Origin of the sequence: Streptomyces cadmiisoli, from assembly GCF_003261055.1 — a bacterium.
Taxonomy (GTDB): Bacteria; Actinomycetota; Actinomycetes; order Streptomycetales; family Streptomycetaceae; genus Streptomyces; species Streptomyces cadmiisoli.
The window spans coordinates 1559963-1582126 of sequence record NZ_CP030073.1 but is presented as its reverse complement, the minus strand read 5'-3'; the positions used below and the strand labels follow the sequence as shown (position 1 = coordinate 1582126).

Sequence of the window (22164 nt, the reverse complement as noted above, 5' to 3'; positions counted from 1 at the left end):
CCTGTCAGGCGATCTCGGAGCGGAAGTCGGCGGGCTGCGGCCGCTCGTTGCCGAGCAGCATGATCAGCAGCGGGGCCTCCCCGGTGCCCTCCAGCCCGAGCTCCTCGATGTAGGAGATGTTGTCGAAGCCGAGGGCGACGCCGGCGCCGAGGCCCAGGGCGGACGAGGCGGTGTAGAAGGTCTGGGCGATCGCCCCGACGGTGGCGTTGACCAGCCGGTAGCCCCGGTCGCCGACGGCGTCGAGGACCGCGGTGGTCCGCAGCGTCGGGACGACGACCGCCCCGGCCTGTTCGAGGTTGTAGTTGGACAGGAAGTAGTTGTCCTGGAGGAACCGGCCCGGCGGGCCGGCCACGACCAGGCGCAGGGTGTGGGTGTCGGGTTCGTAGGCGTAGGCGCCCGGCTCGATGCCCTCGACGTGGTTGACGAAGGCGTACAGCCGGCTCAGCCGCGGGGTGCCCTCGGGTTCCGCGTCGCTGTCGAGCCGGGTCGCCGCGCAGGCCGCGAGCGTCGTGGCCAGCTGTGCCGCGGTCGTCGGCACGGTCGCGTCGAACCGGCCGAAGCTGCTGCGGCGCGAGCGCAGTGCGGCGCGCACGCTGACGGCCGGGAACGCGGCGGGCGGCAGGGCGACCGGGTCCCCGGTCGCGGCCGGCGGGGCGGGCGCGCTGCCGTCCAGCGCGCCGGGCGCCGGCCGGTCGACGGCGTGCTCGGCCGTCGCGCGGTGGATGGCCTGGAGCGTGTCGAACTCGAGCACCCTGCGCGACCGTTCCACGTCCTGGCGGACGACGGCCGCGCCGTCCGCCGCACGCGCCTCGGCGGCGGGCCGCGGCGAGTCCCAGTGCAGCGGGACGACGGCGAACAGCCCCTCCTCCTCACCCAGCCCCAGCAGCCGGCCGAGGCGCGCCTCGTCGAACCAGAGGGCGGGCGCCAGCCGCAGCCCGCGGGCCCGCGCCCACATGCGCCAGGTCTGGAGCAGCGCCCCGACGTCCATGGACACGGCGTGGAAGGAGAAGCTGTTGTACTTGAACGCGTTCTGCCAGTACTTGACGCCCAGCACCAGGTACTGGTCGGTCGCCTCGCCGTGCGATCCGAGCGCCGCGCGCACCTCCCCGCTGACGTCGCCCGCGAGGAGCCTGCGCATGGCGTGGTGCGGCGGGGAGTAGTGGTGGACGCCGGGCGCGAGCGGTCCGGACGGCCCGGCGACCCAGTAGACGCTCACCGGGTACAGACCGCCGCCGGAGGCGGTGCCCCGGGACCAGTTGGCCTGCGTGTAGTGGGGGAGGGCCGCCAGATCGGTGTTGGCCTGGACGCCCAGGCGCCGGCCGGTCAGCCCGTAGGAGTCCAGCAGCATGCCGGACAGCAGCGGCAGCGAGAAGCGCCGGTCCGCGCCGGGCTCGCCGTCGCTCAGGCAGCCGGCCGTGAGCGTGGCGTGCGCGGGGTACGGCGCGTCCGGCAGCGGGAACGACTCGGCACCCGGGTAGTGCTTCGTCTTGCGCGGCCGGTCCGCCCAGTCGGGCACGAAGTCGACCGGCTCCATCGGGATCCGGCCCCGGTGCATGATGGCCGTCGCGTATTCATGGGCGTAGCCCATGGGACTCTCCTCTGCTGTGGCGTGGGGCTTGAAGGGGTGCGGTGCGGACGGTCAGGGGAAGGGGTGCGGGGCCGGGTTGAGGTCGGCCGTCTCCAGGTCCCGCTCCCGCAGGCCCGCCTCGCGCAGCGCGGTGCGCAGCCGGGGCATGCCCAGGGCGCGCTGACGTGACCAGCCGAAGTCGATCGGCAGCAGTCCGGGCACCAGCACGCTGAACGTGTGCAGTCCCAGCAGCCGCTGCTCGGGCAGGGTCTGGTCCACGACCACCACGTCGAAGCCGGCCGCGGTCACCGCGGCGACGCACCGCTCCAGGTCGTCCCGCAGATCGGGGGAGACCATCGCGCCGGAGGCGTCCGGCCACGCGAGGTCGGCGACCGCGAGCGGCCCGCGTGTGGGTGTCGCGCGCAGCAGGAAGTCGGCGTGGACGCCCATCTCCGGGACGCCGTAGACGAGCGGGTGGTCGTGCAGCGCCGTGACCTCGGTGAAGTCCTTCGCCATGGTGCGCAGCCGGGCCTCGTCCCGTTCCGACCTGCCCTGGAGGTTCACCGCGTCGGTGGCGATCTCGCAGAGCGCCGCGTCCAGCGCGGACTCCGGGTCGAGCCCGGCGCCGGCGCCGAAGCACATCCGGCCGAGACCGCCGTCGAGCCGCTCCGCGACACCGGTGACGACGGGGATGGGGAAGGTGATCCGGGTGTCGAAGAACCGGGCCCGGTAGCCGTACATCGCCAGCCGCTCCACCATGTGCCGGGTGGCGGGGCGGGCGCTGGTGGCCGGATCGATCTCGGGCAGCGGCTGCCGTCCGTACCAGGTGAGGAGGAAGGCGTCCCGCTCGACGACCTCCATCAGGCCGAAGTAGACGGCCTCCTCGACGCAGCCGCCCGACGCGCAGCCGTTGGAGCTCTCCTGCACGAACCGGTTCTCCAGACCGGGCGCGTGGTAGTACGTCAGGATCTCGGGCACCAGCCGGGGCGTGCCGTCCCGCAGGGAGTGGCCCCACACCCAGGGGATCACCCGGTCCGGGGCGAACGGCACGACGCGGGGGTTCTCCCGGTGGAAGGCCTCCGAGTAGAGCCCCACGCGCCGCGGGTCCACGGCGTCCTCGCCGAACTCGTCGAGCGTGCCGTACACCGTCGTCCGCTTGCCGCGCGCCCGCATGCCCGCGTACCGCTCCAGGCCCTCCAGGACCCCGATGCGCGCGCTGGCGCCGAACGAACCGGCGTGTCCGCCCCAGAACGTCTCCCGCAGATACTCCCCGGACCGCATCGAGAAGCAGCCGATGGTCGCCGACGTGGACGTGGACGACACGTCCTGGACGACGGACGGTCCGAGGGCCCCGAACACCGGGTTCGCGAACGCCGCGACGTCGATGTCGTACGCCTCGATGCCGCGCAGCCGGAACGAGCCCGGCTCGTGCTTCGGCGCCGGGGACAGCGTGACGGCGGCACCCTCGGCGGTGTCGGGCACGGGTGCGGAGCACGCCGGGCACTGCGGGTCGGGCACCAGGGGGTAGTGGCGCACCGTCAGGGACCGCAGGTCGAGCACGTGGACGTCCGGGAACGGCTCGCGGACCGGCTGCGCGGCCACCTGCGCCACCAGGGAGGCGAGCGCGTCGGCGGCGAACGGGACGGCGTACGGCCACGGCCCGGACTCGTGCGTCGTGCCGCCCAGTTCGAGGGCGTCGCGCAGCGCCACGGAACGGACGGCCTGCCAGCGCCGGGTGAGGCAGTGCGGGCAGGGTGAGGCGCCCCCGGTCGGCGGACCGGCCAGCGCCTGCCCCGCGTACAGGTGCACCGGCACCGTGTTCGCGGTGCCGTCGAACGGGGTGGGGGCGTCGGCGAACGCGTCGACGAGGCCCAGGGCGCGCACCGACACCTCGATGCCGGTGTGGCCCTGCCGGTCCAGAGCCGTCCGCAACAGGCCCGTCATGAGCCGGACCGCGCTCGGTTCGGCGGTGTCCGCGGGCCGGGTCGGCACTCCGGCGCCCGGCGCGCTCGCCGTCGCGCTAGCCGACACGCCGGGCCTCCGAGGTGAGCAGGACACGTACGACGTGGACGCCGGCGCGCTCCAGGTCCGCCGAACCCGTGGGGACGACGAGGGCGTCACGGCCCTGCTCGCCGAGCCGGAGCAGGACGTCCGCCCACGACGCGGCGGGCGCCGGCTCGGCGGTCACGGTGCCGGAGACGGGCAGGGTGCGGGGGTCGAGATCGCTCAGCACGGGATCCCCGAACGTCGTCCCCGCCGCGACGGACTGCTGCTCCGCCTGGACCTCCGCCAGCAGGTCGCGCAGCGCCGCGGACGCCGCGGCCGGGTACGACAGGTCGGCCGCCACCGCCCAGCGGGCGCCGGAACGGGCCAGCACCACGGCCACCCCGGAGCGCTCCCGCTCCCCGAGGTCGAGGAGTTCCGCCTCGACTCCGAGGTTGGCGGCGGAGCGGACCAGGAAGGTGAGTTCGGGATCGACGTCGGCGGGCACGTCGACGCGGCGCGCGACGGAACCGCGGATCGCCCGCTGGAGCGCGTCGTGGGCGAGAGCCGACAGCATGCCCCGGGCGGCGGCGTCGGCGACGCTCGCCCCGGCCCGCAGGCCCGCGCTCGTCGCCTCGAAGATCCGGTCGCGGTTGTCGGCGCCGAAGGGGCGCACGGCCGCCGACGGCACCAGGAAGCGCTCCTTGGTGAGCAGCGACGTCGCCGCGACCCAGCCGCGCACGTCGGCCTCGCCGCCGCCGGTGCCGGCGAAGACGCCCAGGTCGGCCGGTGCCAGGCGGACAGCCTGCTCGGGCGCGGCGGCACGCGGCGCGGGGACGATGTGCTCGGCGTAGATCTCGGCGGCACGGTGCAGTGCCCGCAGCCGGGCTCCGGCCACGTGGTGGACGTCGGCGGCGGCGACCCGGCGCGGACGCCCGTGGCCGAGGCCGAGTTCGACGACGCTGAGCTTCAGGGGCGTCTGGGTGATGTCCTCGTCGTCGAAGCGTGCGAACACCCCGGCGTGCGAACGCAGCAGCACCGAACGGCGGTTGAGCTCCTCCACGAGCGCGTCCGCCTCGCGGGCCGTGTCCACCGTGGGCAGCGCCAGGGCGGCGGCAGCGGCGTCCACGGTCGCGAGGTCCACCTCGGGCGGTTCGGCCGCCGTGTCGTCCGCGCACCAGGGGCAGCGGGGGTGCGGCAGCAGTGGTTCGGCGGCCACGTCCAGCGACTCCGTGTCCTGGACGACGATCTGTCCGGCGGTCTCGGCGGGCAGGGCGCCGGTGGCCATCCGGAACACCTCGTAGCCGAGCAGGTTCCCGAGCATCGCGGACTGCGGACGGCCGGGGTGCTCGCCGAAGGCCGGCGCGGCGTCGCCCGGCAGGGCGAGAGAGCTCCACACGTCGGCGGCCTGCGCGGAGCCGTCGTTCGCGCCCAGCCGCAGCACGGCGCACGCCCAGCAGCCCGCCGTCTGCGCGGACATCGACGGACCGACGACCGCGAGCCGTCCGAACGACCAGGCCGGCAGGAGGGTGCGGCCGGCCGGCACACCGGCCCGCAGCAGCTCGAACACGACGCGCGGCGCGTCGGGGCCGCCCGTGACCACGACGACGTCGTACCCGTCAAGCGCGGCCCAGGTGAGCGGAGCGTCCTCGGCCAGGTCCCGGATCTCCACGGGGCAGCCGTCCACCGCGGCGGCCGCCGCCTCGTCGGCGATCTCGTCCCGGTCCAGCCCGGGCAGTACGCCGACCGCGGCGCCGCCGTTGCGGATCAGGCTCAGCACGCACCAGCGGGCCACGAGATCGGTGCCGACCACGGCCACCCGCGTGCCGCGGAACCGCTGGAAGCGGCGCGCGGCGTCGTCGGCGTAGTGGTCGGTGTAGGCGATCTGGGCCGCGTAGCGGCGGGCCACCGCGACGGACGGCTCGGGTCCGTCGGACACGTCGCCCTCGGGTCCGGACGGGACGTCACGGGCGAATCCCCGCTCGTAGAGCGTGCCGACGAGCTCGCCGACCATCGCGCGCTGCCGGTCGCCGAAGCCCTCGCAGATCTCGGCGACCGTGTGCGCGCCGTCGAGGTGCGGTACGAGCAGGGTGGCGAAGCGGTACGCCGAGCGTGCCGTCAGCCGGAAGCCGCCGTCGGCGTTGTGGAAGAGGACACCGTCGGGGGTCTCGGTGAACAGGACGTCGCGCCGGATGCGGGGGCGGGACGCGGCGACGGCTTCGTACCGTGCGGATTGCATGCTGGTGTCACCTCTCGGTGGAGGGCGGGTGGGGACGGTCGGGCGGGCGTTGCGCTGCCGGCGGCCGGGTTCAGCCGGTCGCCGACGCGGTGCGAACGCTCGGCCGCGGCGGGGCGGCGGTCTGCTGACGCGCGTAGATTCTGAGCAGTTCGTGGATGCGGTACGGCTTGGGCGGGCCCTCTTCGATCAGCCCGGCGTCCGCGAGTTGTTCGAGCACCTCGTCCGGCACACCGGGCGACGTGCCGCTGACAGCGGCGTCCGCCTGCTCGGTGGCCAGGAGCAGGAAGGCCTCGCTCAGGTCCGGGCTCAGCCGCCGCAGGGCGGCCTCGAAGACGCGGGGTACGGACATGAGCGGCTCGTCGGCCAGGGAGAGCCGGGCCGGCAGATCCGCGGCCAGCCAGCCGGCGCAGTCGCCGATGCCCAGTCCCGGCCGGGTCTGCAGCCGGGCGGCGGCGATCCGCAGACCCAGCGGGAAGTGTCCGCAGATCCGGGCGAGTCGGCGGGTGGCGTCCGGTTCCGCGGCGACGCGCTCGGCGCCCAGTGTGCCGACGAGCAGCCGGTGCGACTCCTCTTCGTCGAACGTGTCGAGGCGCAGCACGACGCCGCCGTGGGTGGCGACCAGGCCGGCCAGGCCGCGTCTGCTGGTCACCACGGCGACTCCCTCGGCGGGAGCCGGCAGGAGCGGTCTGACCTGCTCCGCGCTCACGGCGTCGTCGAGGATCAGCAGACGGCGTCCGGCCGGGCCGGGGGGCGGCAGTTGGGCGCGGGCCTCGTCGGCACCGAGGGGTTCGCCGTCCGGACCGGTCAGCGGGACCGTGAAGCAGCCGCCGGGGAAGGCCTCCTGGACCAGATGGGCCGCTTGCAGGGCGAGGGCGGTCTTGCCGATGCCGGGGGCCCCGGAGATCACCACCGGGCCGGCCTCCGGCCCGCCGCTTGTCAACGCGCGTTGAAGTGCGACGAGTTGGTGCCCGCGCCCGGTGAAACAGGGGACGGGAGCGACCGTCGGGACCGGGACCGTCGCCGCGGACTGCTCCGTCGTCCGGGCGGGCAGCGCATGGGCGGACGACGGAGCAGCGGGCAGCGCCGGGACCTGCGCGGGGGATGCGGGCAGCGCCGGGACGAGGGCCGGGACGGTGGCCGTCGCGCCGTTCCGGGCGGCCGCGAGGCGCGCACCGTCGGACGACACCCGCGCTTCGATGGCGGCGACCGCGCGGGCCGGGGAGCCGTCGAGCTCCTCGCCGCGCAGGATGGCCAGTTCCAGGCGTTGCAGCGGAGCGCCGGGATCGATCCCGAACTCCTCCTTCAGCCGTTCCTTGACGGCTCTGATCTCCGCAAGTGCCTCGGTCTGGCGGCCGGTTCGGTACAGGGCCTCGATCAACTGCTCGGCGAAGCGCTCCCGCTCCGGGTGGCGCCGGGCCGCGTCCCACACCTCCGCCAGGACCTCGCGACATCGACCGCGCGCCAGTTCGATGTCGCAGAGGCGCTCCAGCGCGCTCAGCCGCTCCTCGGTCAGCCGGGGTGCCTCGTCGCGGTGCAGCATGCGCGAGGAGACGTTCGCCAGCACGGGCCCGTGCCACAGGTCGAGGGCCTCGCGGAGCGCATAGCGCTCGGTGTCCTGGTCGCGGGTGGAACCGGCGGAGCGGACCAGGTCGCGGAAGCGGACGAGGTCGAGCGTCTCGCGGTCCATCCGCATGCGGTAACCGCCGGGCACGGCCTCGATCGTGTCGTTGGCGATCCCGTACTTCGCGAAGATCCGGCGCAGCCGCAGAACGCAGCTCTGCAGGGCCGCCCGGGCCGTCGCGGGCGGTTCCGTGTCCCAGACCGCGCGCAGCAGATAGTCGGTCGAGACGACCGCGCCCGGGTGGATGAGCAGGGCGGCCAGCAGACTCGTCGGTTTGGACGGCTGCAGTACGACGGCATGGTCACCGTCGCTGATGCTGAGGAGCCCCAACAACTGGAACCGCATCCTACTTATCGCTCCGTTGTGTCAACTGGCGGTCCGTGAGTGGTGGCTGATCGAGCTCACCATCGGGACCGGAGAGAATACGGGTGCAAATGTCGCGGACGAATAAGGGTTATTGGCGCCCGACGAGTCGAAGAGGGTACGCGAAAAGAGTCCGAATCTGCGACAAAGGCCGTTCGGCCCCTTTTTGAGGCCTTCCGTGCATGTGCCACGGGGTACTTTAGTGACGAGAAGCAGCCACGTCGATCCCCTGGTTCGTGAAAATTGAGAGCGCGCCGGGATTCCCGCTGTATTTCATGAATGCTGGACTTGGTCCCTTTGTCCGGTTGGGGGCCGGCCGGATGCTGCCGAACTCGGCACCCGGACGGTGAAACCCCAGGTCGGAGCCCTGCGTGCACCACATCCGCGACCCGCTTCGATCGGGCAGGACGGCCTGTCCGCAAGGGCAAAAGGTGAATAACATTCTGCTTCTTTTGGCCGTTCCGATACCCCGGTCATCGGGCAGCGGCATTTGACGGCGTGTTACTGGCGGTAGCAGTAGTTCCGCGGCGGCCTGGAACGATCAGTCCCGCTTGTCCCGCCGAAAGGAACGAGATGCGTAAGGAAGCGTTAATTCCGCATGTCCTGCGGATCAACCGGAGCGATCCTCGGCCCGTGGGGCCGGTCGCTTTCACCGAGCTGACGCGGAGCGGAACGCTCGGGCCGCAGAAGCGGGCCGAATTCGCTGCCGGGGCGGTTGCGTGGTTCCGGCCCGGGGTGTGGAGCTCACAACTCGAACGCTTTCCTGACGGGGGAATTCACAGCGTTCCACCGTCGTGGAGCCGCAGGCCAACTTCCGTTGGGCCGGCATTCATGTGGTGCGCCCGTGCTTTTTGATCGAAAAGCAGTTGCGCATTCTGTTTTCCCATGGGGAGCGGGCGCCAAACATCCGCGTCGCCGGCTCCCGGTCCGCGGCCACGGCACGAGGCGGGGCGGCCCGGTCCGGGCCGCCCCTGCGTCCGGTCAGTCCTTCGCCGGGGCCGACTTCGCCCGCATCATCACGCAGTCGAACTCCACCACGCGTCCCGTGGCGGCCTCGCGGGTCACCGGATACATGCCGGTGATGTCGAAGCCCTCGGCCTCGTACGCGGCGACGGCCTCGCTCATCGGCGGGCTGCCCTCGTACAGCCGCAGCACGGCCACCTCCGACTGGAGGCCCACGAAGTCGGCGACGCGGACGCCGGCGCCGGCGAAGACCTCCAGGTCGTATCCCTGGGTGTCCATCTTCAGGTACGGGCGGGGGTCCTTGATGCCGTCGAGGGCCTCGTCCATCACCGAGTCCAGGCGCCGGATCTCGATCTGCTCCGTACGGGTCGTGGCGAAGCGGGGGTAGCGGTCGCGGCCGTAGTCGCTGGGCGGGAGAAGCGAGTTCATCGTCTTCCAGCCGACATGGATGGAGGTGGCGGTGTCCTCCCGCCCGAGTCCGCAGTGGTGGACCTGCCAGTCGGGGTCGCCGGCGGCGGCGTCCCGGAGGCGGGCGAAGGCGTTCGAGGTGGGCTCGAAGGAGACGATGCGGCCGGTGTAGCCGAGCCGGCGCAGGCGCCGGGCGTACTGGCCGGTGTTGGCTCCCACGTCGAAGACGCAGTTCACTCCGTAGAGCTCGAGCATCGCGGTGACGTGCTGGGAACAGAGGTACTCGGCTGCCGCCAGCTGGATCTTGCGCTCGTCCGCGTCGGCGCGCCGGTCGATGAGGAGCCGCGCGCCCGTGTCGCCGAGGGGGACCCCCGTCCACTCCGGGGCCGGGCTGCCGGCCGCCGGCGCCCTGCCGCGCAGTACGAGCCAGGCGTCCTTGCCGGCGTCCGACACCGAGTACCGCCCGTCGTTCCTGACCAGCAGATCCGCCCCCGGACCGAGCGGGGTCCGGATCCGTCGGCCGCGCCGGGAGACCACCGCGGTCCCCGGTCCGAGGTCGGTCACCTGTAGGCCGAGCCGGGGCATCAATCTGAGCAGTCGTCGGTAAAGGGTCTGCATCCGCACACCCTGGCAGAGTTGGCGTCGAAGCGTCGTCGGGTTGAACGATTTTCGTCTTCCCGGAAACGGGCGGGTGTGCGGTGTCGCCCTCGGGCCGCTGTGAAGAGCCGGAGGGCCGTGGAAGGGGACGACCGTCGGGCGCTCGGCGGTGGGCGAGGGTCGTGCTCGCGCGGGGATCTGCCTCCGTGGCCAGGTCCGCAGATGTGGTCGGTGCCGGGGAACGGCCGATGCTCCGGCCGCGGGGCACGGGAAGGTGCGACGCGGTGATCCTGCCGCGGGTCGCGGACGGGTGCGCCCGGGTGCCCCGGCCCCGGGGTTGCAGTCAGACCCTTCGCCCCGGCGGGTGCGCCGGAACAGCCGATGCCCCGGCCCGGGTGGGCCGGGGCATCTCCCCGTGCGCGCGGCAGGTGCGGACTGCCGCGGCGCGTGTGCGGGCGGCTCGCGGCCCGGTGTGGCGACGTGGCCGCGGGCCGTCCTTTCGGGATCAGGGGGCGGTCTGCCCCGCCCCCTTGCGGGAGGCCGCCGCCCGCCCCGTCCTCGGGTGAGGCGGCAGCCCGTCCCGCCCGTTCGGGATCAGGCGGCCGCCTGATCCGTTCCGTGGCCGTGCAGGCGCGTGACGACCTCGGCGATCTGGGCGACGACCTCGGCGTCGTCGGCCGGGTGCGTCTCGGCGAAGCGGGTCACGGAGCCCGGGATGGAGAGCTTGACGTCCTCCAGCACCTTGCCGCCGGCGATGCCCACTGCCTTGCGGGCCTCGTCCTGCGCCCACACACCGCCGTACTGGCCGAACGCGGTGCCGACCACGGCCACCGGCTTGTCGGTGATCGCGCCGGTGCCGTACGGGCGGGACAGCCAGTCGATGGCGTTCTTCAGGACGGCCGGGATGGTGCCGTTGTACTCGGGGGTGAACAGCAGGAGGGCGTCGGCGGCGGCCGCGGCCTCGCGCAGCCGGGCGGCCGCGGCCGGGACGTCGCCCTCGACGTCGATGTCCTCGTTGTAGAAGGGGATGTCTGCCAGACCCTCGTAGAGCTGGATGTCGGAGCCCTCGGGGGCGACCTTGACGGCCGCCTCCGCGAGCTGGCGGTTGTGCGAGCCGGCGCGGAGGCTGCCGACGAGCGCGAGGATGCGAACGGACATAAAGGGACTCCTGAGGGGGGTTCATCATTGAAAACGGGTATCCGGACCGAGGTCCGGTTAATGTCTAGCAGCATAACCGGACCGCGGTCCAGTTTCTTCCGGGTGCTTTACGCTGTCTTCATGTCCGCGTCCCTGCCCCCGCTCTCCGGCTCCAAGGAACCTCACGTCCCGCACGAGTTGCTCGAACTCGGTGTGCACGAGGAGGAGCAGTGCCTGCGCGCCGACGCGGCACGCAACCGCGCACGGCTGCTGGAGGCGGCCGAGCAGCTGATCGCGGATTGCGGAGCGTCCGCCGTCACGATGGAGGCGGTGGCCGCGGCGGCCTCGGTCGGCAAGGGCACGGTGTTCCGCCGCTTCGGGGACCGGGTGGGCCTGCTCACGGCCCTGCTCGACCACACCGAGAAGCAGTTCCAGGCGGCCTTCCTCGGCGGGCCCCCGCCGCTGGGGCCCGGGGCTCCGCCCGTGGAGCGGCTGCGCGCCTTCGGCGTCGCCGCGCTGCGCAAGTCGGTGGACCAGCTGGAGCTCCAGCTCGCGGCGGAACGGCCCCCGGACAGCCGCTTCGTCCCGCCTGCCCGGCGCCTGCTGCAGAGGCACGTCCTGCTGCTGCTGCGGCAGGAGGTCCCCGACGCGGACTGCGACCTGCTCGCCCAGACGCTGATGGGGTACCTCGACCCCGCGGTCATCCATCACCTGACCAGGCAGTGCGGGATGCCGCTGGAGCGGCTGGAGGCGGGCTGGGTCGACCTCGTGGCCCGGCTGACGCGCACCGAACCGCCCGGCTGAGGCCGGTCGGCCCCGGCGGACGGACCGGGCGACGCGGGGTTCCGCCCGAACGCTTTCGTTCAAACCGAAAGCATGTTCCCCCGCCCGTGGCGCGTGCCGTCGCCTCTGCCAAGATGCCTACGTCATGGTGCAGATACCGAACACGCCCGCGTCCGCGCCGACCCCGCAGCGCGCCGTGCCCACGAGCGCCGATGTGGCCCGCCTGGCCGGCGTCTCGCGCGCGACCGTCTCGTACGTCCTGAACAACACCAGCGCCGTACGGATCAGCGAACCCACGCGCCGCCGTGTGCACGAGGCCGCCAAGGAACTGGGATACGTACCGCACGCCGCCGCCCGCAGTCTGCGCGCCGGGCAGAGCCGTATGGTCCTCATGCCGTCCCCGACCGTCCCGGTCGGTCCGCTCTACGGCCGGTTCATCAACGAGCTCCAGTGGGCCCTCAGCCGGCTCGAGTACACGGTGGTGCAGTACGGCACCCTCGGTCTGCAAGGCGACGAGGCCGCCCGCGCCTGGGCCGAACTGCGGCCGGTCGCGGTTCTGGTGCCCGGCTCCCGCGTGGGCCCGCAGGGCGTCGCGGTGCTCCAGCGCTCCGGTGCCCGCGCCGTCGTGACACTCGGCCCGGAGGCGGTCGAGGGCGCGCACGCCCTGCTCATGGACCACGCGGCCGTCGGACAGGTCGCCGCCACCCACCTCTACGCCCGAGGCCGGCGCCGTATCGGCGTGGTCTTACCGGAGGAGCCCGGCCTGGAGATCTACTCCGCGCCCCGCCTCGACGGTGTGCGCCGGGGCCTGCGCGGCACGGACGCCGTCGTCACCGAGCTGCCCCTCGCGCACGACGAGGAGGCCGCGGCGCGGCTCGCCGAGCGCTGGCCGGAACTCGGCCTCGACGCGGTCTTCGCCTACAACGACGAGTACGCGATGCTGCTGATGCGGGCCCTCCAGGACGCCGGCGTCCGCATCCCCGAGGACACGGCGCTGATCGGCTCCGACGACCTGATGCTCGGCCGGCTGCTGCGGCCCCGGCTGAGCACCGTCCACATCGAACTGCCCTCGGGCCGGGAACTCGCCGAACTGGTAGACCGCGCGGTGCGCGACCCGGCCGCCGCCCCCGAACGGCACGAGGTGCTGGGCGCCGCCGTGATCCAGCGCGAATCGACCTGACCCGCCGGCCCGCACCGCACCCTGCCGCGCGAGGGCGTACCGAATCGCGGCGGCGCGTCCCGGCCGGGGCGCGCCGCCCGTGCCGCACACGGGAGCGCGGCCGGTTCCGCCCGAGGCGAGCGGCAGTGCTGCCGGGCGCCGTCCTACGGCGTCTGCTGCTCGGCCACGGACTTGCGCACCTCGTCCATGTCCAGCTTGCGGGCCTGGCCGATGACGTCCGCCAGGGCCGCCTCCGGCAGTGCGCCCGGCTGCGCGAACACGGCGACCTTGTCCCGCACGATCATCAGCGTGGGGATGGACTGGATCCCGAAGGCGGCGGCCAGCTCGGGCTGTGCCTCGGTGTCCACCTTGCCGAAGACCAGGTCCGGGTTGTCCTGGGCGGCCTTGTCGTAGACCGGTGCGAACTGCCGGCACGGCCCGCACCAGGACGCCCAGAAGTCGATCAGGACGAAGTCGTTGTCCGTGACCGTCTGGTCGAAGTTCTCCTTGGTGAGCTCCACGGTGTTGCTCATGGTGTGCATCCCTCTTCCTGAGGTGGGGGTCGAACCGGTGGGCACAACACGGTCGGGCCGTGACGTATTCCGGAGGTCCGGCGGGCGGGCAACGGCGCGCGTACCCACATGGCCCCGGCGCGACACCACCCAGCAGACTGACCCCCATGACGGAAACGGATTCCATCGCATACGACGTAGTGGTTCTCGGTGCCGGGCCCGTGGGGGAGAACGTCGCCGACCGCACCCGTGCGGCCGGTCTGAGCACGGCGGTCGTGGAGAGCGAGCTGGTCGGCGGCGAGTGCTCGTACTGGGCCTGCATGCCCAGCAAGGCCCTGCTGCGCCCGGTCCTGCTGCGCGCCGACGCCCGCCGTGTCCCGGGTCTGCGGGAGGCGGCGCGGGGACCGCTCGACGTCACCGCCGTCCTCGCCCACCGCGACGAGTACACCTCGCACTGGAAGGACGACGGCCAGGTCCGGTGGCTCGAAGGGATCGGCGCCGACCTCCACCGCGGGCACGGACGGCTCTCCGGCCCCCGCACGGTCACCGTGACCGGCCCCGACGGGACCACGCGCACCCTGACCGCCCGGCACGCCGTGGCCGTCTGCACCGGCAGCGGCGCCCTGCTGCCCGAGCTGCCCGGTCTCGCGGACGTCCGCCCCTGGACCAGCCGGGAGGCGACCAGCGCCCAGGAGGTGCCCGGCCGGCTGATCGTCGTCGGCGGCGGTGTCGTCGCCACCGAGATGGCCACCGCCTGGCAGGCCCTCGGCTCCCGGGTGACGCTCCTCGTCCGCGGCAAGGGACTGCTGCCGCGCATGGAGCCGTTCGCCGGCGAACTCGTCGCCGAGGGGCTGACCGGCGCGGGCGCCGACGTGCGCACCGGCACCTCCGTCACGTCGGTGACCCGTGAGAACGGCACGGTGGTCGCCGTCACCGGCCAAGGTGAGCGCGTCGAGGCCGACGAGATCCTGTTCGCCACCGGCCGCACCCCGCGCACCGGCGACATCGGCCTCGACACGGTCGGCCTGGAACCGGGTTCCTGGCTGCCGGTCGACGACAGCCTGCGGGTGACCGGCAGCGACTGGCTGTACGCGGTCGGCGACGTCAACCACCGGGCCCTGCTCACGCACCAGGGCAAGTACCAGGCCCGCGTCGCGGGCGCCGCCATCGCCGCGCGCGCCCTCGGCGGGTCCGGGGCCGAAGCCGGTCCCTGGGGCGCGCACGCGGCCACCGCCGATCACGGAGCCGTCCCCCAGGTCGTGTTCGCCGACCCGGAGGCCGCCGCCGTGGGGCTCTCCCTGGCCGAGGCGAAGCAGGCCGGCCACCGCGTCCGGGCCGTCGACGTCGAGTTCTCCTCGGTCGCCGGAGCGGGCCTGTACGGCGACGGCCACCGCGGACGCGCCCGGATGGTGGTCGACGTGGAGCGGGAGATCCTGCGCGGTGTCACCTTCGTCGGCCCCGGTGTCGGCGAGCTCATCCACGCGGCGACCGTCGCGGTGGCCGGAGAGGTGCCGCTGAGCAGGCTCTGGCACGCGGTGCCGGCGTACCCCACGCTCAGCGAGGTGTGGCTGCGGCTGCTGGAGGGCTACCGGGACAACTGACGCCGCCGCCCCCGACCGGCGGGTTCGGCGGAATCATCCGGGCAGCCGGAAACCCAGCTCCCGCGCGGCGTGAACCGGGGTCGGCTGCGCCCAGCGTTCCAGCACCGCCTGGTTGGACGACAGCGAACGCGGTTCGGCCCGGTCGAGGTAGAGCACACCGTCCAGATGGTCCGTCTCGTGCTGCACGATCCGGGCGGGCCAGCCGCTGAACACCTCGTCCACCGCGCGCCCGTGCTCGTCGGCGCCGGTCAGCCGCACCTGGGCGTGCCGGGCCACCACGGCCTGCCAGCCCGGCACGCTCAGACAGCCCTCGAAGAACGCGGCGCGCCCGGCGCCGACGGGTTCGTACCTCGGATTCACCAGCACCCGGAACGGCTGCGGCACCCGCTCGCGCGCCAGCCGCACCTCCTCCGGCACCGGCGCCGGGTCCTCGATCACCGCGATCCGCAGCTCCACGCCGACCTGCGGCGCCGCGAGACCGACGCCCGGCGCGGCGTGCATGGTGCGGCGCAGGGCCTCGACGAACCGGGCCAGCAGGGCGGGTTCCAACTGGCCGTCGTACGGCTCGGTGCCGCGCCGCAGCACGGGGTCGCCCGCGGCGACGACCGTCAACGGGCCGTCCGCGGCGAGGAGTTGCTCGACCCGCACGGCGAGTGGCACACGATCACTGAGGGCAGACATTCAGTCAGCATGCCATGACTCCCCGTCATGTGACACAGGCCACTTGAGCCGGAGGGAACTCGATCGCCTCGCCCTCCGACTACTGCTCCACCTGGCTGAAAGTCGTCCCCAGCTGACCGGAGAAACCCCACTGATGACCACCGCTCCCCCGACCGACACGGACGAGTCCCCGCATCGGACCGAGTCGGCCCCGTCACCCGGCGGACGGGCGCTGCTGCGCCCGCTGATCCTGCGTCTGCACTTCTACGCGGGAGTGCTCGTCGCGCCGTTCCTGCTCGTCGCGGCCACCACGGGCTTCCTGTACGCGGGCTCTTTCCAGGCCGAGAAGATCCTGTACGCCGACGAGATGACCGTCCCCGAGGTCGGCGACACGAGGCTGCCGATATCCGAGCAGGTCGAGGCCGCGCGCGAGGCCCACCCCGAGGGCGCGGTCGCGACCGTGCGGACCTCCGCGCAGGACGACGAGACCACACGCGTCATGCTCGCCGGGGTGCCCGGCATCGACGAGGGCAAGACACTCGCGGTTTTCGTCGACCCGTACACCGGTCAGGTGCGCGGCGCCCTGGAGCAGTACGGCTCCACCGGGGCGCTGCCGCTGCGCACCTGGATCGACGAGTTCCACCGCGATCTGCACCTGGGTGAGACCGGGCGCCTGTACAGCGAACTCGCCGCGAGCTGGCTGTGGTTGATCGCGGCCGGCGGCCTGGTGCTGTGGTTCTCCCGACGCCGCGCCCTGCGCAAGGTACGCGGCACCGGCGGACGGCGCCGCACCCTCGGCCTGCACGGAACCGTCGGCGCCTGGGCCGCGATCGGGTTCCTGTTCCTGTCGGCGACCGGACTGACCTGGTCGACGTACGCCGGCGCCAACATCGGCGAACTGCGCACCTCGCTGGGCCACTCCACCCCCTCGATCTCGGCCACGGCGGGCGGCGACCACGGGGGACACGGTGCCGCGGCGGGCTCCGGCGGCACCGCCGAGCACGGGGTCGGCCTGGACAAGGTGCTGGCCGCCGCCCGCGCCGAAGGGCTGGGCGACCCGGTGGAGATCGTTCCGCCCGCCGACGCGAGCTCGGCCTACGTCGTCAGACAGGTGCAGCGCAGCTGGCCGGAGAAGCAGGACTCGGTCGCGGTCGACCCGTCGACCGGCGAGGTCACCGATGTGCTGCGCTTCGCCGACTACCCGCTGCTGGCCAAGCTGACCCGCTGGGGCATCGACCTGCACACCGGCATCCTGTTCGGGCTCGTCAACCAGCTCGCCCTGATGCTCGTCGCGCTCAGTCTGATCGTGCTGATCCTGCTGGGCTACCGCATGTGGTGGCAGCGTGGCCGCGGCTCGGCCTTCGGCCGGCCGGTGCCGCGCGGAGCCTGGGCCAAGGTGCCGCCGCAGATCCTCGTCCCGCTGCTGGCCGTGACCGCGGTCGTCGGCTACTTCCTTCCGCTGCTCGGTGTCCCGCTGGCCGCTTTCATCGCCGTGGACGTGGTCCTCGGTGAGATCGCGCACCGGCGGGGGCGGCGGACGCCGGGCGCCCCGGCCGGTACCGGGGGCCGGCCCGGGCGACCGTGACACACGGCGGGCCCGGCCTCCGCGGGGAGGCCGGGCCCGCCGGGGCGTGCGGGGCGGGAGCCGTCAGAGCTCCTCGAAGTCGCCCGCGAGCGCCGAGGCGATCCGCAGGTGCGGCTCCGCCTCCTCGGACCGGCTCTGCCGCTGGAGCGTACGGCCCAGCAGCAGCCGCGCGTAGTGCTCCACCGGGTCGCGCTCGACGATGACACGCAGCTCCGCCTCGGCGCGCCGCAGTTGGGCCGAGTGGTAGTAGGCACGGGCCAGCAGCAGCCGCGGTCCGGTCTGCTCCGGCACCTCCTCGACCAGCCCGCCCAGGACGCGCGCCGCCGCGGCGTAGTCCTTGGCGTCGAAGAACATCCGCGCGCGCTCCCAGCGCTCGGCCGGCGTTCCGTGGTCGTAGTACGTCATCTCCACTGCTGACCTCCTTCGACGCACTCAACCACGCGAGGCCGTCGCGCATTCCGCGGGCCCGGACACCGCTCGGAGCCTCCCGCCCGCCCTCCGTTTCACTGCGCCAGGGCGGCCAGCTCGGCGTCGGCGCGTTCGGTGACCAGGGTCAGCACCCGCCCGGCCACCGCCAGGTCCTCGGCCGGGATCCCGGCGTAGATCCGGTCGGCGATCTCTCCGGTCTCGGCGGCGGACGTCTCGTACAGCTCCTGTCCGGCCCCGGTGATCCGCACCTCGGCGTCCACCGCCTCGACGAGCCCTCCGGCGATCAGCCCGTCGACGACGCCCCGCGCCTCGGACGCGTCGGTCTTCAGCGCCCCGACGACCTCGGCGACGAGCGCGGCACGCTCGACGGGGGCCCCGGCGACGGCGACGAGCCGGAGGGTCACCACCTGGTGGAAAGTGAGGCCGTGGCGGGCGAGCACGGTTTCGAGGACGGCGCGGGCGGCGTGGTGGGCCAGGCCTATGACGCGGCCGTCGACCCTGGGCGCGGTGGTCGTCATGTCTGCTCCTGCTTGTTCTCGTCGTGTTCGGTGAAGGGATCGAGTGGTGTGTCGAGCAGGGTGGCGAGATCGCGGGTGAACTCCCTCGCGCGTGGGCCGCCGAGCCCGCCGAGCGGTTGCAGCAACTGCTCCAGCAGCCCGTGAACGACGGTGATGGCCCGGCGTGTGACGTCCCGGCCCTCGTCCGTGAGGGCCAGTTGGACGGCGCGCGGGTCCCGTGGATCGCGGGTGCGCTCCAGCAGGCCGGCGCCCTCCAGGGCGCGCGCGAGCTTCGAGACGTACAGCGGTTCGAGGCCGGTGTGGTCCGCGAGCCGCCGCTGACTGGGCCGCAGCCCGGAGCGCTGCATGCCGTGCAGCGAGGCGACCAGCGAGTACTGCGCGTGGGTCAGGCCCAGGGGCGCGACCGCGCGGTCGACCGCCACACGCCACTTCATGGACAGCCGCCAGACCAGGAAACCGGGCGTCGCGCCCTCGGAACCGTTGCTCACCAGAAATACGGTACATGGCTACTATGTCCATGGCTACTATTTTCGGTGCGGACGGTGGAACCCTGGCAGCCCCCCGGGCGACGGCGCGGCAACGGACTGACGGAGGGTGTCCGCCGGGGCTAGGTTGTCGCCATGAGCAATCTTGATCGCGTGGCGGTCCCCGCCGTGTGCGGCGGCCGCGGATTCGTGGTGGCGGAGCCGGTGCGTGAACTCCTCAGCCCTCGCCGCGTCATGCTCGGTGAGTCCGGCGAAGTCCGCCGGCTGCTGCCCAACCTGGGACGCCGCATGGTCGGCGCCTGGTGCTTCGTCGACCACTACGGCCCGGACGACATCGCTCAGGAGGCCGGCATGCAGGTGCCGCCCCATCCGCACATGGGGCTGCAGACGGTGAGCTGGCTGCACGAGGGTGAAGTGCTGCACCGCGATTCGACCGGCACCGTCCAGACCGTCCGCCCGCGCGAACTGGGCCTCATGACCTCCGGCCGGGCGATCAGCCACTCCGAGGAAAGCCCCAGGTCGCACGCCCGGTTCCTGCACGGCGCGCAGCTCTGGGTCGCTCTGCCGGAGGGCCACCGCCACACCGAGCCGCGGTTCGAACACCACGCCGAACTGCCGGTCGTCACGGCGCCGGGTCTGCGCGCCACGCTCATCCTGGGCGGCCTCGACGGCGCGACCTCGCCCGGCACGACGTACACCCCCCTCGTCGGCGCAGACCTCGCCCTCACGCGCGGCGCGGACGTACGCCTGCCGCTGGAGCCGGACTTCGAGTACGCGGTGCTGTCCATGTCCGGTGAGGCCCACGTCGACGGCGTGCCCGTGCTGCCCGGCTCCATGCTCTACCTCGGCTGCGGCCGCGCTGAACTGCCGCTGCGCGCCGAGTCGGACGCGGGGCTGATGCTCCTCGGCGGTGAGCCGTTCGAGGAGGAGCTGATCATGTTCTGGAACTGGATCGGACGCTCCCAGGACGAGATCGTGCGGGCCCGTCAGGAGTGGATGGAGGGCTCGGCGTTCGGGAAGGTGGACGGCTACGACGGCGATCCGCTGCCGGCTCCCGAACTGCCGCCGACTCCTCTGAAGCCGCGGGGCAGGGTCCGCTGACCTGCCGGACCGCTGACCGCTGCCCCTTGGTCCTGGTGCCTGTCCGCCGGCCTGCCGACCGCCGTCCGCATCGCAGGCTGACAGCTCGGGAACGTACGACCGCCGACGTCGACGCCGACCGCCGACCGCGGACAGCCTCCCGGCGTCCGCCGCCCGCTCAGTACGTCTCGTCGCCCTCCAGGAACGTCCCGACCACCTCGATGTCCCCGATGCGGGACGCCTCCACCCGGTGCGGGTCGTCGCCGAGGACCACGAGATCCGCCCGCTTGCCGGGGGAGAGGCTGCCGGCGTCCTTCTCCCAGTGGCAGGCGCGGGCCGCCTCGGTGGTGTAGGCGTGCAGTGCCTCCGTCACGGTGAGCGCCTCACCGGGGCCGATGGCCCGACCCGAGTGCGAGGTCCGCTCGACCATGAACTGGATCGCCCGGAGCGGGGCGCCGTCGGCGACGGGGCGGTCGGAGCTGCCTGCCACCCGGACGCCGTGCTCGAGGAAACCCCGGCCGCGGTAGAGCCAGTCGGCGCGGTCCTCGCCCATCACCGTGGCGTAGTCGTCGCCGTACTCGCGCAGAAAGGTCGGCTGCACCACGACGGTCACCCCGAGCCGCGCGAGCCGGGGCAACTGGTCGGGGCGGACCAGGCCCGCGTGCTCGATACGATGCCGCGCCGCCGGCCGGGGGCTCAGCTTCTGGGCCTTCTCCAGGGCGTCCAGGGCGACGTCCACGGCGCGGTCGCCGATGGCGTGCACGGCCAGCTGCCAGCCCGCGAGGTGTCCCGCCACGATGGTGCTCTCCAACGCCTCGGGTTCGTCCTGGAGTTGCCCGCTGGTGTCGGTGCCCAGGTAGGGGCGGGTGAGCGCGGCCGTGCGGGCCATCATGCCGCCGTCGGTGAACACCTTGAGGGCGCCCAGCGAGAGCCGCCCGTCGCCGAATCCCGTGCGCAGTCCGAGATCGAGGGCCCGGCTCGTGGTGTCCTGCGGGGCCGTGGCGACCGGACGGAGCGCGTCGGCGGCCGCCATGAGCTGCACCCTCAGCGGCAGCCGCCCGGACTCGTGGGCGAGTTGGTAGGCCGCGGCCTCGACCGGGCTGCGGCCGATGAGCCGCCCGCCCACCCCGGCCTCCGCGCAGGCCGTCACGCCCTCCGACCGGCAGACCCGCGCGGCGTGTTCGATCGCCGCGGCCAGTTCGGTGAGCGAATACGGCGGACGGGAGCGGAGCGCGACGCCCATGGCCCCCTCGACCAGGAAGCCGTCCGGTCGCGCCGCATCGGCGGGGAGATCCTTCAGGACAGCCGAGTTGACCAGGCACGCATGGCCGGAGATGTGCCCCAGGTACACCTTGCGGCCGGCGCTGACGGCATCGAGGTCGGCGGCCGTCAACGGGCGGTCCAGGGTGCGCTGGTCGTAGCCGCCGAAGTCGACCCAGCCGCCCGCCGGGGCCTGCGCCGTCGCCTCGGCCACCGTCCGCAGCACGTCGTCGGCCCGCCGGCTCGGCGCGACCCCGGGAGCCTTCGCCTTCAACCCGGTCCAGGTCAGGTGCACATGGCTGTCGATGAAGCCGGGCAGCACCACGGCCCCGTCCAGGTCCACGGTCCGGCGGGCCGGCAGTCCCGCCACGTCCTCGTCCAGCCCGACGACGCGTCCCTGCCAGATGCCCAGCTCCCGGGCGGTCGGCCGGGCCGGATCCATGGTGAGCAAGCGGGCGTTGGTGATCCTCGTCGAAAGCACGGACAGATCCTTCCGGCCGATCCGGGAGGGTGGCCGACTTCACGGAACCCTCTATGGTTTGGTTAGGCTAACCTAATGGGAGTGCGAGTGAGTGAACGGACGGACTCCGCCGACCGGTTCGCGGCATGGGCCGATGGTGTGATGGAGCGCCTCGACGAACAAGAGGACCTCGACGGCCGGCTGCTCCATGCCCTGGGGCGCGGCCCGAGCCTGCGTGAGGACACCCTGACCCGCATGGCCGAGGCCGTGCGCGCCGCCGTCCTCGGGATGAGTCCCGCGGGCTGCGCGGTCGCCGCCGGGGTCTCGGAGCAGCTGCTGCACAACTGGCAGCAGCAGGACCCCTCGTTCGCCGCGGCCATGACGCAGGCGCGGACGCTCGCCCGCGCCCACGCCGGCGGCAGCGGCACGCCGGCGCGGCTGACCCCCGCCACGCTGCGCATCCTGCTCACCGGAGTGCGCAGGGGGGTCCCGCAGGCCGCCGTGCCGTCCCTCGCCGGGCTGTCCGTACGCGCGTTGCTCCGTGTGCGGCGGGAACGGCCGCAGGTGGAGGCGCTCATCCTGGCCGCGCGCCGGGCGGCGAGGCTGAAGAAGGCCGGGCGGCGCGGTGGTGCGTCGTACGAGCAGCGCTACCGACTTGTGCGTATCGATGATGCTCCGTCAGAGGACTGGTCGACCTTGATGATTCTGGTTAGCCTTACCTAAGTCTGTGGGCGCGGTGATCCATGCGCCGTGA

At 73.3% G+C, this 22164-nt stretch carries 18 protein-coding genes; 6 read left to right on the top strand and 12 right to left on the bottom strand.

All coding sequences use genetic code 11. From position 1 onward, the window contains the following. Nucleotides 1–4: 4 nt before the first annotated feature. The 6 genes from DN051_RS06495 to DN051_RS06470 all read right to left on the bottom strand — a co-directional run bounded on the left by DN051_RS06495 (nt 5) and on the right by DN051_RS06470 (nt 10899). Nucleotides 5–1588 (bottom strand): nitroreductase family protein, encoded by a 1584-nt coding sequence (locus tag DN051_RS06495; RefSeq protein WP_053760583.1) that lies wholly within the window; start codon nt 1586–1588, stop codon nt 5–7. 51 nt (nt 1589–1639) lie between these two features. After that, complete coding sequence (locus DN051_RS06490; protein ID WP_112442099.1) at nt 1640–3511, bottom strand: TOMM precursor leader peptide-binding protein; 1872 nt, start codon at nt 3509–3511, stop codon at nt 1640–1642. A gap of 76 nt (nt 3512–3587) precedes the next feature. Further along, a complete protein-coding gene (locus DN051_RS06485) occupies nt 3588–5789 on the bottom strand; it encodes a TOMM precursor leader peptide-binding protein (protein ID WP_112438202.1) in 2202 nt (733 codons plus the stop codon). A gap of 70 nt (nt 5790–5859) precedes the next feature. Beyond that, nucleotides 5860–7755 (bottom strand): BTAD domain-containing putative transcriptional regulator, encoded by a 1896-nt coding sequence (locus DN051_RS06480; protein ID WP_112438201.1) that lies wholly within the window; start codon nt 7753–7755, stop codon nt 5860–5862. 999 nt (nt 7756–8754) lie between these two features. Beyond that, a complete protein-coding gene (locus DN051_RS06475; RefSeq protein WP_053760586.1) occupies nt 8755–9762 on the bottom strand; it encodes an FkbM family methyltransferase in 1008 nt (335 codons plus the stop codon). Nucleotides 9763–10335: 573 nt separating this feature from the next. Next, a complete protein-coding gene (locus DN051_RS06470; RefSeq protein ID WP_112438200.1) occupies nt 10336–10899 on the bottom strand; it encodes an NAD(P)H-dependent oxidoreductase in 564 nt (187 codons plus the stop codon). A gap of 120 nt (nt 10900–11019) precedes the next feature. Between DN051_RS06470 and DN051_RS06465 the strand changes: the two genes are divergently transcribed. Together DN051_RS06465 and DN051_RS06460 are read left to right on the top strand one after the other, a co-directional pair. Then, nucleotides 11020–11682: a TetR/AcrR family transcriptional regulator gene (locus DN051_RS06465; RefSeq protein WP_053760588.1), complete on the top strand. Its 663-nt coding sequence runs from the start codon at nt 11020–11022 to the stop codon at nt 11680–11682. A gap of 124 nt (nt 11683–11806) precedes the next feature. Beyond that, the gene (locus tag DN051_RS06460) at nt 11807–12841 is read left to right on the top strand and encodes a LacI family DNA-binding transcriptional regulator (RefSeq protein WP_053760589.1); all 1035 of its coding nucleotides are present in this window, start codon (nt 11807–11809) and stop codon (nt 12839–12841) included. A 143-nt stretch (nt 12842–12984) separates the two neighbouring features. Here the strand turns inward: DN051_RS06460 and trxA are convergent, their stop codons facing one another. Beyond that, nucleotides 12985–13353, bottom strand: coding sequence for a thioredoxin (gene trxA, locus DN051_RS06455; protein ID WP_053760620.1), 369 nt, complete (start codon nt 13351–13353; stop codon nt 12985–12987). Between the two features lie 146 nt (nt 13354–13499). On the opposite strand from trxA, the gene DN051_RS06450 reads away from it, so the two are divergent. Continuing rightward, entirely contained in the window at nt 13500–14933 is a 1434-nt protein-coding gene (locus DN051_RS06450) for a dihydrolipoyl dehydrogenase family protein (RefSeq protein WP_112438199.1), read from the top strand. 33 nt (nt 14934–14966) lie between these two features. On the opposite strand, the gene DN051_RS06445 is transcribed toward DN051_RS06450, so the two are convergent. Continuing rightward, a complete protein-coding gene (locus DN051_RS06445; RefSeq protein WP_112438198.1) occupies nt 14967–15614 on the bottom strand; it encodes a peptide deformylase in 648 nt (215 codons plus the stop codon). A 133-nt stretch (nt 15615–15747) separates the two neighbouring features. On the opposite strand from DN051_RS06445, the gene DN051_RS06440 reads away from it, so the two are divergent. Beyond that, complete coding sequence (locus tag DN051_RS06440; RefSeq protein ID WP_053760592.1) at nt 15748–17178, top strand: PepSY-associated TM helix domain-containing protein; 1431 nt, start codon at nt 15748–15750, stop codon at nt 17176–17178. Between the two features lie 63 nt (nt 17179–17241). Here DN051_RS06440 and DN051_RS06435 read toward each other — a convergent pair whose 3' ends face one another. From DN051_RS06435 to DN051_RS06425, 3 genes are all read right to left on the bottom strand, one after another. After that, the gene (locus tag DN051_RS06435; RefSeq protein WP_053760593.1) at nt 17242–17589 is read right to left on the bottom strand and encodes a tetratricopeptide repeat protein; all 348 of its coding nucleotides are present in this window, start codon (nt 17587–17589) and stop codon (nt 17242–17244) included. A 92-nt stretch (nt 17590–17681) separates the two neighbouring features. Then, the gene (locus DN051_RS06430; protein WP_112438197.1) at nt 17682–18125 is read right to left on the bottom strand and encodes a MarR family winged helix-turn-helix transcriptional regulator; all 444 of its coding nucleotides are present in this window, start codon (nt 18123–18125) and stop codon (nt 17682–17684) included. After that, nucleotides 18122–18613, bottom strand: a complete 492-nt coding sequence (locus DN051_RS06425) for a MarR family winged helix-turn-helix transcriptional regulator (protein WP_112438196.1) — start codon at nt 18611–18613, stop codon at nt 18122–18124. Before DN051_RS06425 ends, DN051_RS06430 begins: the two co-directional genes overlap by 4 nt. Before the next feature lie 132 nt (nt 18614–18745). On the opposite strand from DN051_RS06425, the gene DN051_RS06420 reads away from it, so the two are divergent. Further along, nucleotides 18746–19711 (top strand): pirin family protein, encoded by a 966-nt coding sequence (locus DN051_RS06420; protein ID WP_112438195.1) that lies wholly within the window; start codon nt 18746–18748, stop codon nt 19709–19711. A 157-nt stretch (nt 19712–19868) separates the two neighbouring features. On the opposite strand, the gene DN051_RS06415 is transcribed toward DN051_RS06420, so the two are convergent. Continuing rightward, nucleotides 19869–21431 (bottom strand): amidohydrolase, encoded by a 1563-nt coding sequence (locus DN051_RS06415; protein WP_112438194.1) that lies wholly within the window; start codon nt 21429–21431, stop codon nt 19869–19871. 87 nt (nt 21432–21518) lie between these two features. On the opposite strand from DN051_RS06415, the gene DN051_RS06410 reads away from it, so the two are divergent. After that, nucleotides 21519–22133, top strand: a complete 615-nt coding sequence (locus tag DN051_RS06410; protein ID WP_162624862.1) for a hypothetical protein — start codon at nt 21519–21521, stop codon at nt 22131–22133. Nucleotides 22134–22164 lie beyond the last annotated feature (31 nt).

What these genes read in the sequence shown, in the direction of transcription:
- DN051_RS06490 (WP_112442099.1), bottom strand. Translation starts at nt 3,511, where the DNA reads ATGACGGGCCTGTTGCGGACGGCTCTGGACCGGCAGGGCCACACCGGC.
- DN051_RS06465 (WP_053760588.1), top strand. Translation starts at nt 11,020, where the DNA reads ATGTCCGCGTCCCTGCCCCCGCTCTCCGGCTCCAAGGAACCTCACGTC.
- DN051_RS06475 (WP_053760586.1), bottom strand. Translation starts at nt 9,762, where the DNA reads ATGCAGACCCTTTACCGACGACTGCTCAGATTGATGCCCCGGCTCGGC.
- DN051_RS06470 (WP_112438200.1), bottom strand. Translation starts at nt 10,899, where the DNA reads ATGTCCGTTCGCATCCTCGCGCTCGTCGGCAGCCTCCGCGCCGGCTCG.
- DN051_RS06440 (WP_053760592.1), top strand. Translation starts at nt 15,748, where the DNA reads ATGACCACCGCTCCCCCGACCGACACGGACGAGTCCCCGCATCGGACC.
- DN051_RS06445 (WP_112438198.1), bottom strand. Translation starts at nt 15,614, where the DNA reads ATGTCTGCCCTCAGTGATCGTGTGCCACTCGCCGTGCGGGTCGAGCAA.
- DN051_RS06430 (WP_112438197.1), bottom strand. Translation starts at nt 18,125, where the DNA reads ATGACGACCACCGCGCCCAGGGTCGACGGCCGCGTCATAGGCCTGGCC.
- DN051_RS06460 (WP_053760589.1), top strand. Translation starts at nt 11,807, where the DNA reads ATGGTGCAGATACCGAACACGCCCGCGTCCGCGCCGACCCCGCAGCGC.
- DN051_RS06480 (WP_112438201.1), bottom strand. Translation starts at nt 7,755, where the DNA reads ATGCGGTTCCAGTTGTTGGGGCTCCTCAGCATCAGCGACGGTGACCAT.
- DN051_RS06450 (WP_112438199.1), top strand. Translation starts at nt 13,500, where the DNA reads ATGACGGAAACGGATTCCATCGCATACGACGTAGTGGTTCTCGGTGCC.
- DN051_RS06420 (WP_112438195.1), top strand. Translation starts at nt 18,746, where the DNA reads ATGAGCAATCTTGATCGCGTGGCGGTCCCCGCCGTGTGCGGCGGCCGC.
- DN051_RS06495 (WP_053760583.1), bottom strand. Translation starts at nt 1,588, where the DNA reads ATGGGCTACGCCCATGAATACGCGACGGCCATCATGCACCGGGGCCGG.
- DN051_RS06485 (WP_112438202.1), bottom strand. Translation starts at nt 5,789, where the DNA reads ATGCAATCCGCACGGTACGAAGCCGTCGCCGCGTCCCGCCCCCGCATC.
- trxA (WP_053760620.1), bottom strand. Translation starts at nt 13,353, where the DNA reads ATGAGCAACACCGTGGAGCTCACCAAGGAGAACTTCGACCAGACGGTC.